Source organism: Cryobacterium sp. SO2 (assembly GCF_026151165.2).
GTDB lineage: Bacteria > Actinomycetota > Actinomycetes > Actinomycetales > Microbacteriaceae > Cryobacterium.
Genome location: NZ_CP117849.1, coordinates 2,438,263 through 2,448,134, shown reverse-complemented (window position 1 = coordinate 2,448,134; position 9,872 = coordinate 2,438,263). Strand labels below are relative to the sequence as shown.

General features: G+C 67.1%; 12 protein-coding genes. 10 read left to right on the top strand and 2 right to left on the bottom strand.

The window, feature by feature from the left end:
* Nucleotides 1-4 precede the first annotated feature (4 nt).
* From BJQ94_RS11380 to nagA, 5 genes are read left to right on the top strand one after another with little or no spacing between them, the layout of a single operon-like run.
* Nucleotides 5-931, top strand: coding sequence for a dihydrodipicolinate synthase family protein (locus tag BJQ94_RS11380; RefSeq protein WP_265400172.1), 927 nt, complete (start codon nt 5-7; stop codon nt 929-931).
* The gene (locus BJQ94_RS11375) at nt 928-1,860 is read left to right on the top strand and encodes an ROK family protein (RefSeq protein WP_265400173.1); all 933 of its coding nucleotides are present in this window, start codon (nt 928-930) and stop codon (nt 1,858-1,860) included. The genes BJQ94_RS11380 and BJQ94_RS11375 overlap by 4 nt, the downstream gene beginning before the upstream one ends.
* A 59-nt stretch (nt 1,861-1,919) precedes the next feature.
* The gene (locus BJQ94_RS11370; protein ID WP_265400174.1) at nt 1,920-2,597 is read left to right on the top strand and encodes an N-acetylmannosamine-6-phosphate 2-epimerase; all 678 of its coding nucleotides are present in this window, start codon (nt 1,920-1,922) and stop codon (nt 2,595-2,597) included.
* Between the two features lie 45 nt (nt 2,598-2,642).
* Nucleotides 2,643-3,428 carry a glucosamine-6-phosphate deaminase gene (gene nagB / locus BJQ94_RS11365; RefSeq protein ID WP_265400175.1) on the top strand — a complete coding sequence of 262 codons (786 nt, stop codon included), beginning with the start codon at nt 2,643-2,645 and terminating at the stop codon, nt 3,426-3,428.
* Nucleotides 3,425-4,600 carry an N-acetylglucosamine-6-phosphate deacetylase gene (gene nagA, locus BJQ94_RS11360; RefSeq protein WP_265400176.1) on the top strand — a complete coding sequence of 392 codons (1,176 nt, stop codon included), beginning with the start codon at nt 3,425-3,427 and terminating at the stop codon, nt 4,598-4,600. Before nagB ends, nagA begins: the two co-directional genes overlap by 4 nt.
* Before the next feature lie 91 nt (nt 4,601-4,691).
* Here nagA and BJQ94_RS11355 read toward each other — a convergent pair whose 3' ends face one another.
* Both BJQ94_RS11355 and BJQ94_RS11350 read right to left on the bottom strand, forming a co-directional pair.
* Nucleotides 4,692-4,886, bottom strand: coding sequence for a 4-oxalocrotonate tautomerase family protein (locus tag BJQ94_RS11355; RefSeq protein ID WP_265400177.1), 195 nt, complete (start codon nt 4,884-4,886; stop codon nt 4,692-4,694).
* 27 nt (nt 4,887-4,913) lie between these two features.
* A complete protein-coding gene (locus BJQ94_RS11350) occupies nt 4,914-5,513 on the bottom strand; it encodes an isochorismatase family cysteine hydrolase (protein WP_265400178.1) in 600 nt (199 codons plus the stop codon).
* 166 nt (nt 5,514-5,679) lie between these two features.
* On the opposite strand from BJQ94_RS11350, the gene BJQ94_RS11345 reads away from it, so the two are divergent.
* The 5 genes from BJQ94_RS11345 to BJQ94_RS11325 are packed head-to-tail and all read left to right on the top strand — an operon-like array spanning nt 5,680 to nt 9,715.
* Entirely contained in the window at nt 5,680-6,663 is a 984-nt protein-coding gene (locus BJQ94_RS11345) for a zinc-binding dehydrogenase (protein WP_265400179.1), read from the top strand.
* Nucleotides 6,660-7,472: an ATP-binding cassette domain-containing protein gene (locus tag BJQ94_RS11340; RefSeq protein WP_265400180.1), complete on the top strand. Its 813-nt coding sequence runs from the start codon at nt 6,660-6,662 to the stop codon at nt 7,470-7,472. Before BJQ94_RS11345 ends, BJQ94_RS11340 begins: the two co-directional genes overlap by 4 nt.
* Nucleotides 7,469-8,137: an ABC transporter permease gene (locus tag BJQ94_RS11335; protein ID WP_275875473.1), complete on the top strand. Its 669-nt coding sequence runs from the start codon at nt 7,469-7,471 to the stop codon at nt 8,135-8,137. The genes BJQ94_RS11340 and BJQ94_RS11335 overlap by 4 nt, the downstream gene beginning before the upstream one ends.
* Entirely contained in the window at nt 8,121-8,816 is a 696-nt protein-coding gene (locus BJQ94_RS11330) for an ABC transporter permease subunit (protein WP_265400182.1), read from the top strand. Before BJQ94_RS11335 ends, BJQ94_RS11330 begins: the two co-directional genes overlap by 17 nt.
* Nucleotides 8,813-9,715 (top strand): ABC transporter substrate-binding protein, encoded by a 903-nt coding sequence (locus BJQ94_RS11325; RefSeq protein ID WP_265400183.1) that lies wholly within the window; start codon nt 8,813-8,815, stop codon nt 9,713-9,715. The genes BJQ94_RS11330 and BJQ94_RS11325 overlap by 4 nt, the downstream gene beginning before the upstream one ends.
* Nucleotides 9,716-9,872: the final 157 nt, after the last annotated feature.

Sequence of the window (9,872 nt, the reverse complement as noted above, 5' to 3'; positions counted from 1 at the left end):
ATCCATGTCAGTTTCCACCTTCGGCGGAGTCGTCCCGCCCCTCGTCACCCCGCTCACCGCCGACGGCGCGATCGACCTCGAATCGTTCGAGCGTCTTGTGAACCACCTCATCGACGCCGGTGTCGACGGCCTGTTCGTGCTGGGTTCCTCGGGCGAAGTCGCCTTCCTCTCCGACGCGGACCGTTCGCTCATCCTCAGCGAAGCCGTGCGCATCGCCGCCGGCCGGGTCAAGGTACTCACCGGCGTCAACGACATGACCCCTGCCCGGGTCGTGCAGCAGATCCGCCTGGCCGAAGCCGCCGGCGTTGACGCCATCGTGGCTACCGCCCCGTTCTACACCCTGCCCAACCAGGCCGAGATCGAGACGCACTTCCGCCTGCTCGCCGCCGCCACCGATCTGCCGATCTTCGCCTACGACGTTCCGGTGCGGGTGCACAACAAGCTCGGTCTCGAGATGCTCGTGCGCCTGGGTACCGAGGGCATCATCGCCGGCGTGAAAGACTCCAGCGGCGACGACGTCGCGTTCCGCCGACTGGTGATGGCCAACCGTGCCGCCGGCAGCCCGCTCGTTCTGTTCACCGGTCACGAGGTCGTCGTCGACGGTGCCCTGCTGCTCGGCGCCGACGGCGTCGTTCCCGGACTCGGCAACGTCGACCCGAAGCGCTACGTCGACCTGGTCGCCGCGGCCAAGGCTGGCGACTGGGTCGCCGTCCGCCGCATCCAGGATGAGCTGTCTGAACTGTTCGAGATCGTCTTCCAGGCCTCCGGCGTGAGCGGCGAGGCCGCCGGTCTCGGCGCGTTCAAGACCGCGCTCGCGCACCTCGGCATCATCGCGACCAACCGGATGTCGCCGCCGGTTCCCGCCCTCACCGGCGAGACCGTCGAGCGCATCGAAGCCATCGTCGACCGCGCGGGCCTCTTGGTGCGATGAGCCTCGTCATCGGCGTCGATCTCGGCGGCACCAAGACCGCCGCGGGCCTCGTCGCCGCCGATGGCACCGTCATCCGGCGGGTTTCGGCGCCGACACCCGCGGCGAAAGGCCCCGCGGCCGTGCTGCAGACCATCGTCGACCTCGCCACCCGCCTCACCGAATCCGCAGCCGGCGCACCCCTGGCCGGCTGCGGAATCGGCGCGGCCGGCGTGATCGACCCGGTCAGCCGCACCGTTCAATTCGCCACGAACTCCCTGCCCGGCTGGACCGGAACACGGCTCGGCGCCGAGATCGAAGACCGGCTGGGCCTGCCGGTCGCCACCGTCAACGACGTGCACGCCCACGCCCTCGGCGAGGCCGTGCACGGTGCCGGCCGGGGCGAACGCACCGTGCTGGTGCTCGCCGCCGGCACCGGAATCGGCGGTGCGCTGGTGATCGACGGCGTGCTGCAGTCCGGCCGGCACGGCGCCGCCGGCCACTACGGCCACCTGCCCGCCGCCGAGGCGGCCGGTCTGGCCTGCACCTGCGGCGGAACCGGTCACCTCGAGGTCATCGCGTCCGGCCCCGCCATCCTCGACGCCTACCTGCGCCACGGCGGCAGCCCGGTCCGGAACACCCAGGAGATCTTCGCCCGGGCCGACGCGGGTGACACGCTGGCGGCCGAGATCATCGACGTCGCCGCATCCGCCCTCGGACGCGCCCTCGGCGGCCTGATCAACAGCGTCGACCCCGACATCGTGATCGTGGGCGGCGGGCTGGCCGCCGCCGGCCCGCGCTGGTGGACCGTGATGGAAAGCCACGCCCGCGCCGAAGCGCTGGGCCTTCTGGCCGGCTGCCACATCGTGCCCACGCGGCTTGGCGCCGACTCGGCCATCGTCGGCGCGGCCTCTCTGCTCGCCGCGCCGGCGGTCGCTCGTCTTTCCTCGTGACGGCGCCCCGTCGTTCGTTACCCGCACCGACACCTCAACACTTCGAACGGATCCCCGCCATGCCCCACCCTCTCCTCGGCACGCTCAAGGGCGGCCTCATTGTTTCGTGCCAGGCCTACCCGAACGAGCCCATGCGGCACCCCGAGACGATGACCCAGATCGCCGAGGCAGCGGTGCGCGGCGGCGCGGTGGGCATCCGCGCCCAGGGCCTCGACGACATCCGGTCGATCCACCAGCGGGTGGCGCTGCCACAGATCGGTCTGTGGAAGGACGGAGTTGACGACGTGTTCATCACTCCGTCGCTCAGACATGCCTTGGCCGTGGTTGAGGCTGGCGCCGAGATCGTGGCCATCGACGGCACCCGCCGGGCCCGGCCTGACGGACTCAGCCTGGCGCAGACGATCGCCCGCATCCACGATCAGACTGGCGCCCTGGTGATGGCGGATGTCGGCTCGGCGGCCGACGGCATCGCCGCCTTCGAGGCCGGTGCCGACTGCGTGGGCACCACCCTGTGCGGCTACACCGGTGAACGGCCCAAGACCGACGGACCCGACCTGGAGGTGCTGCGCATCCTCGCCTCGGTGTTGCCGATCCCGGTGATCGCCGAGGGGCGGGTGCACACACCCGACCAGGCTTCGGCATGCGTCGATGCCGGGGCGTTCGCGGTGGTCGTGGGCACGGCCATCACGCATCCAACCACAATCACCAACTGGTTCGCGGAATCCGTCGCACGTTAATAGTCCATGAGCCGTTGTGCTCAGGCTAGAAGGAGAAGAAACACCATGGAAATCATCATCGTGGCCTCGCCGGCCGAGGTCGGCCGCGTCGCGGCGGCCAAAGTCGCCACCGTCGTCGCGCAGAATCCGTCGGCAGTCATCGGGCTCGCCACCGGATCGAGTCCCCAGGGGATTTACGTCGATTTGAGACGACGGGTCCAGGCCGGGGAAATAACGTTCGCCCATGCGCGCGGATTCGCCCTCGACGAGTATGTGGGCATCCCGCTCGAACACCCGGAGTCGTACGCCAGCGTGATCGCGCGTGATGTCGTCGCGCCCCTGGGCTTCGAACCCACGCGCGTCAGCGTGCCCGACGGCCGCGCCGTCGACCTCGAATCCGCCGCGAAGGACTACGACGCAGCCATCCGAGCCGCCGGCGGGATCGATGTGCAAATTCTCGGCATCGGCGCCAACGGGCACATCGGCTTCAACGAACCGACGTCGTCCTTCGCGTCTCGGACCCGGATCAAAACGCTCGCCCCACTGACGAGGCAAGACAATGCACGCTTCTTCGACTCCATCGAACAGGTGCCCATGCACTGCATGACCCAGGGCTTGGGCACGATCCTTGAGGCTCGGCAGGTTGTGCTGGTGGCGCACGGCTCGGCAAAGGCTCAAGCAGTCGCCGCAGCGATCGAAGGCCCACTCAGTTCCTTCGTACCCGGCAGTGCCCTGCAGCTACACGAGCACGCCACAGTCGTCCTTGACGAGGAGGCGGCGGCAGATCTGCAGCTCGCTGACTACTACCGGTACACGTACGCCAATAAGCCGGCCTGGCAGGTAGAGCATTGACGGAGGCGGTTCCGCGGACGACACTCATCCGCGCAGCGCGCGCGGTGGACGCGCGCAGAACTCTCGAGGACGCCTGGGTACTCATCACCGGCAACACCATCCACGCTGTCGGCAGCGGACCGGATGCGCCGGCCGCGCACCGCGTGCTCGACTTAGGGCAAACGACGCTGGTTCCCGGCTTCATCGACCTCCACGGGCACGGTGGCGCGCAGGGGGCCTACGACAACGGGCCGGACGACATCGCCGCCGCGCTAGCGATGCACCGGCAGCACGGTACGACCCGCGCCGTGTTGAGTCTTGTCGCGAACCCCGTCGCTATGCTGGCCCGCTCGCTGGACACCATTCGGGAAGCGATGTCAGACGATCCCTTGATTCTCGGTGCCCACCTCGAAGGGCCGTTCCTCTCCCCGCATAACCATGGAGCTCACCAGCCGGGATACCTGCTTGAGCCAACGCGGTCGACCGTGGGTGACCTCTTGAATTGCGGTCGGGGGGTACTCACCCAGATCACGATCGCCCCCGAACTGGTGGGTGCCTACGACGCGATCCGACAAATCGTCGACGGCGGCGTAATCGCCGCGGTGGGTCATACCGTCGCAACCCAGGACATCACACGGAAGGCATTCGACGCCGGCGCGACGGTACTCACGCACGCCTTCAATGCCATGCCGGGCATCCACCACCGCGAACCGGGACCGATCATGGCGGCTGCTGACGACGACCGGGTCACAGTGGAACTCATCCTCGACGGCATTCACGTCGCCCCGATCGTGGCGCGCACCCTGTTTCAGGCAGTACCGGGACGAGTCGCCCTGATCACGGATGCCATGGCCGCCGCGGGATCCCCGGACGGCGCCTATCTGCTCGGTTCGCTGAACGTGACCGTCGCAAACGGCATCGCACGCGTCGAGGGATCTGACACTATCGCGGGCTCAACCCTCACCCAGGATGCGGCACTGCGAATGGCCGTCGGTCGTCTCGGCCTGAGCCTGACAGACGCCGTCACCGCGCTGACTGCCACTCCCGCCGCTGCGCTCGGGCTGGACGATCGACTCGGCTACCTGGCCCCGGGGTTCGCCGCAGACCTCGTCGGGCTCACGAGCGATCTCGCGGTCTCCCACGTCTGGGCAGACGGTGTTCAGCTTGCTCCACGACCAGCCCCGCATTCCTGAGCCGGTAATCGGGCAAAACCTCGCCGCCATCCAGGGGACGCTTGACCCGTAGCGCCTTCAGCCGCTTCGGCGCGTTGAAGGTCTCGCGGCGTTACTTCACGCCTCTCAGCTCGGCCAGAGTGGTCCCGCCTGATAGCCACTGTGTTGGCGGGACTTCCCGCACCAGCACCCGGATGCTGGATGCTGGTGCGCCCCACTCTTCCACTGCGTTGTGCACGCGCTGCATCAGGTCGCGCAGCTGCTCGTCTGTTCGGCCTTCGGCGAGACTGATGTCAATGATGGGCATGCTGCCTCCAGTGTGCGGGCGATCAGTCTACTGACGCAGCGCGGCCACTGCAGATGCGGTGTCGGTCGCCGTGGCGATGTTGGTGAGCGCGAAGTTGAGGGCGGCGTGCTGCCACTCGGCACTGAGGCTGGACGTGGCATCCGTCACGATCGTGACCTCGTAGCCGAGGTCCGCGGCATCCCGGATAGTGTGCTCGACGGCCATGTTCGTCCACGCGCCGGCCACGACAAGCGTGCGGATGCCGAGATTGCGGAGCATGCTGTCGAGGCTGGTGCCGTTGAAGACGCTCATTCGGGTGCGGTCGAGCACGATCTCGTTGTCCGCGGGGGTGAGCTCGTCGACGATCTGAGCTCCCCAGCTACCGAGTGTGAAAGTGTCGGGTGCCAGCATGCGGAAGATCGGGGCATTGTCGCCGCCGAGTCCCGGCTGGGGATAGACAATCATCCGGCTGTGGAAGACGGGCGTTCCGGACATTCGCGCCGCATCCAAGATGGAGCGCACATTCGGCACGACATTCTGGCTCGCAGCGTGCTCGGCGGCACCGGTTCCCGCGTAGGCGCCGTCGGGGTGCACGGTGTCGTTCTGCATGTCGATCACGAGGACTGCAATGCTCTTGGGGGAGGTCATGGTGGAGCCTTTCTACGGTGGCGGAGAGACCGACGGGCCGGATCAGAGGCCTATCGTATAGAAGAATCTTCCACTACATTATATTCTTAGGAATGCACATGAGTGCAGGCCATGACAGTTTGGAGAACGTGATGGTTCGGGCTTGTTTCTGGGCGGCGGCGCGCGCATGACCGGCACGATGCGTGCGGTCGTCATCGACCAGCCGGGTGGCCCAGAGGCGCTCCAGATCCGCAACGTTCCGATCCCGACGCCCCAAACTGGATGGGTCTTGATCCGGGTCGAGGCGTTCGGGCTCAACCGTTCCGAACTGCACTTCCGGTCCGGCGTTGCCTCGACCGGGTCGTTCCCGCGCATCCCCGGCATCGAAGCGGTCGGGGTCGTCGTGGATGCGCCCGGCGACGAGTTCCCGATCGGGACGAGTGTCGCGGCAATGATGGGCGGTATGGGCCGGGCCTTCGACGGCGGTTATGCGGAATACGTCTCCGTGCCCGCACGCATCGTCGTTCCCTTCTCGAGCTCCCTGGGCTGGGACGTGCTCGGCGCCGTGCCCGAGATGCTCCAGACCGCGGCCGGATCTCTCCGGGTCGGCCTGGAAGCCGTCGACGGACAGAGCCTGCTCATCCGCGGCGGCACGTCGTCGGTGGGATTGGCCCTGGCCACTCTCGGTGCGCTTCGCGGGATGACGGTGCTCGCCACCACCCGCAACCCGGCGAGTCGCAATCTGCTCGAGGCCGCCGGTGTGGACCACGTGATCATCGATGACGGTTCGGTGGCCGCGCGGGTGCGGGAGATCGTGCCGGGCGGTGTCGATGGCGCCGTCGAGCTGGTCGGCGTCAACGTGATGCGCGACACTCTGCGTGCCGTGCGCACCGGAGGGACGGTCTGCTTCACGGGCATGCTGAGCGACCAGTGGACGATCAGCGAGTTCTATCCGATGGACTGGCTTCCGAACGGCGTGCGACTCACCGCCTACTCCGGGGAGGCCGCCGACCTCTCTGCGGCCGAGCTGCAGGGCTTCCTTGACGCCGTCGTCGCCGGCCGGGCGCGGGTTCCGGTCGGTCGGGTCTACCGGCTCGATGAGATCGTGCAGGCGCACCGCGACATGGAGGGCGGCGTCGCGGGCGGCAAGCTTGTCGTGCTGACCCGGTGATCGAGTTCGACAAGGTCTCCAAGGTCTATCCGAGCGGCGCTGCCGCCGTTCGCGACCTGTCCCTCCAGATCCCGAGTCACGCCATGATCGCGCTTGTCGGGTCCTCCGGGTCGGGCAAGACCACGCTGCTGCGGATGGTCAACCGTATGGTTGCCCCGACCGGGGGCCGTGTCCTCATCGATGGCCGCGATATTCGCACGATGGAGCCCACTAGCCTTCGGCGATCGATCGGGTACGTTCTGCAGGGTGGCGGTTTGCTGCCCCACCGAACCGTTGTCGACAATGTCGCCACGGTCCCGGTGCTCAACGGCCGTTCCCGGGTTTCCGCACGTCGGGATGCGCTGGGGCTGTTGGAACGGGTCGGCCTGGATCGTGCCCTGGCGGGCCGGTACCCGGCGCAACTCTCCGGCGGGCAGCAGCAGCGAGTCGGCGTTGCCCGCGCCCTGGCAGCGGATCCAAACATCCTTCTCATGGACGAGCCCTTCGGGGCCGTTGACCCGATCGTGCGCCGCGAGCTGCAGGACGAAGTGCGGCGCCTGCACCGTGAACTCGGCAAGACCATCGTGTTCGTCACGCACGATGTCGATGAGGCTTTCGCGCTGGGCGACGAAGTCGTGCTGCTCCGCGCCGGCGGCGAGGTCGCCCAACGCGGCACGCCTGCCCAGCTGCTGACCCAACCGGCCGACGCCTACGTCGCAGAGTTCGTCGGGGCGGCAGATCCCTCCCGTGCCCTGTCGGTACGTGAGGTCAACGGTGTGCGGCTCGTGGTCGATCGCACCGGCCGGTTTCTCGGGGCTCTGGCACCGTGAACTGGCTTAGCCAGAACCTGGACAGGATCCTCGAGTTGACAGCGGCACACCTGTCCCTCGTTCTTCCGGCGATTCTGCTCAGCCTGCTGGTCGCGGTGCCGCTCGGCCGTATCGTGAACGGTCTCCGCCGAGTGCGCGGACCTGCTCTGGGCGCCATCGGGGTGCTCTACGCGATTCCCGCGCTGCCCATGTTCATCCTCGTCCCGTCGATTTTCGGCACCGGTCTGAGATCACCTGCTACCGCTGTCATCGTTCTCACGGCCTACGGAGTCGCCATCCTGACCCGCTCGGCCGGTGACGCGTTCGAGTCGGTGCCCCAGTCCGCGTTGGCGGCGGCATCCTCGGTTGGATACTCACCATGGCGCCGCTTCTGGGACGTTGAACTACCGCTCGCCTCGCCAATCCTCATCGCGGGCCTGCGTGTGGTCTCGGTCAGCACGGTCAGCCTGGCGACGATCGGAGCGCTCACCGGTGTCTCCAGCCTGGGCACGCTTTTCACTGACGGATTCCAACGCGGCATCGTCGGTGAAGTCGTCACCGGGCTCGTTCTCACCGTCATGATCGCCGTGGCGATCGACCTGATTCTGGCCGTGTTGGGCCGGGCGTTGACACCCTGGCTACAGGCCTCCCCGCGAAAGGACAAGGCAAATGTCGTTGTGGGCTGAGACGATCGCGTGGTTCCTCGCGCCGGACACCTGGACGGGATCGGGCGGCGTCCCGCAGCGGCTCGTCGAACACGTGCTCATCACGATCGGGGTGCTCGGGGTCGCAGCTGGCCTGGCTCTTCCGGTCGGAGTGATCCTGGGACATCGCCGGCGGGGTGGGGGAGTCATCGTGGTGCTTGCCGGCGCGGCTCGAGCGATCCCGACCCTCGGACTTCTCACGGTGCTGGGCCTGGCTTTGGGAATCGGGCTCGGGGCGCCGATGCTCGCGCTGATCATCCTCGCCATCCCGCCCTTGCTGACCGGAGCCTATGCTGGCGTCGCCGCCACCGACCTGATCACGGTGGATGCCGCACGGGCCGTCGGGCTTTCCGAGGCGCAGATTGTGCGTGGGGTCGAGCTGCCCCTGGCCGCCCCGATCATCGTCGGTGGTCTCCGCTCGGCGACGCTTCAAGTCGTGGCGACCGCCACCCTGGCCGCATACACGGCCGACGCCGGGCTGGGTCGCTTCATCTTCACCGGACTCAAGAGCCGCGAATACGACGAGATGATCGGCGGCTCAATTCTGGTCGTGATTCTGGCCCTGGCCCTGGACGGCGTACTCGCCCTCGTCGTGCGCTGGATGGGCGCGCGCACCCTCGACACTTCCACCCCTGCACCTGTCACAGAAAGAAGCACATGAAATTCACTCGGATTATTCCACTGGCCGCCGGCCTGGCCGTCGTGTCGATCGGCCTTGCGGGCTGCACGAGCACGGACTCGCTCGGCGCAACCGGATCGTCGTCGTCTGAGACCATCGTGGTCGGCTCGCAGGATTATTACTCCAGCGAGATCATCGCCGAGATCTATTCGCAGGCACTCGAATCCGCCGGATACACCGTGGAACGTGACTTCCTCATCGGCCAGCGGGAGGTCTATGTGTCGGAGATTGAGAGCGGCGCCGTTGATCTCTTCCCGGAGTACACCGGGCCGCTGCTCACCTACTGGGAACCCGGTACGTCCGCCCGTCTAGCCGACGAGGTTTACGACGCTCTGGTGGCGGCGGCGCCCGACGGTTTGCACGTTCTCGACGAGTCATCGGCGACCGACCAGAATTCCTTCGTCGTCACTCGCGAGTTCGCTGAGAAGTACGGCGTCACGACCATCGCCGACCTCGCCGCAGTCCCCGTGCCGATCACCCTGGGCGGCAACAGTGAGGGCGAGAACCGACCGGACGGCCCGAAGGGACTCGAGAGCGAATACGGTGTCACGGTCGGTTTCACCCCGATCGAGGACGGCGGTGGACCGTTGACCCTGAAAGCACTGCGGGACGATGCGATCCAACTCGCCGTCATCTACACGGCCGACCCCGCGATCGGATCCAACGACCTGGTGGCACTGGAAGACCCCAAGGGCCTGTTTCTCCCGTCACATGTGGTGCCGATCGCCAGCGACAAGCTCGACGCTGAGGCTCAAGGCATCATCAACGAAATCAGCGCCGCGCTGACGCCCGAGGGCCTCATCGCCCTCAACGCGGAGAGCATCGACAAGCAAGCACCGGCGTCGACTATTGCGGGCACTTGGCTGACGGAACACCTCTAGGCCCACCTGAGTGGCCCAGCATCACTGCAATTGGCTTGAGTGACATTGCGTGCCACCAGATGTGCGGTCGGCTTGGCTCCGTACAGGGAATACTGATGAACACACAGGGAAGCTGGAATCAATGAGTCGCTATTTGGATGTCTTTTCGGAGCTGGTG

What these genes read in the sequence shown, in the direction of transcription:
- BJQ94_RS11380 (WP_265400172.1), top strand. Translation starts at nt 5, where the DNA reads ATGTCAGTTTCCACCTTCGGCGGAGTCGTCCCGCCCCTCGTCACCCCG.
- BJQ94_RS11370 (WP_265400174.1), top strand. Translation starts at nt 1,920, where the DNA reads ATGCCCCACCCTCTCCTCGGCACGCTCAAGGGCGGCCTCATTGTTTCG.
- BJQ94_RS11330 (WP_265400182.1), top strand. Translation starts at nt 8,121, where the DNA reads ATGTCGTTGTGGGCTGAGACGATCGCGTGGTTCCTCGCGCCGGACACC.
- BJQ94_RS11345 (WP_265400179.1), top strand. Translation starts at nt 5,680, where the DNA reads ATGACCGGCACGATGCGTGCGGTCGTCATCGACCAGCCGGGTGGCCCA.
- nagB (WP_265400175.1), top strand. Translation starts at nt 2,643, where the DNA reads ATGGAAATCATCATCGTGGCCTCGCCGGCCGAGGTCGGCCGCGTCGCG.
- BJQ94_RS11325 (WP_265400183.1), top strand. Translation starts at nt 8,813, where the DNA reads ATGAAATTCACTCGGATTATTCCACTGGCCGCCGGCCTGGCCGTCGTG.
- BJQ94_RS11350 (WP_265400178.1), bottom strand. Translation starts at nt 5,513, where the DNA reads ATGACCTCCCCCAAGAGCATTGCAGTCCTCGTGATCGACATGCAGAAC.
- BJQ94_RS11375 (WP_265400173.1), top strand. Translation starts at nt 928, where the DNA reads ATGAGCCTCGTCATCGGCGTCGATCTCGGCGGCACCAAGACCGCCGCG.
- BJQ94_RS11355 (WP_265400177.1), bottom strand. Translation starts at nt 4,886, where the DNA reads ATGCCCATCATTGACATCAGTCTCGCCGAAGGCCGAACAGACGAGCAG.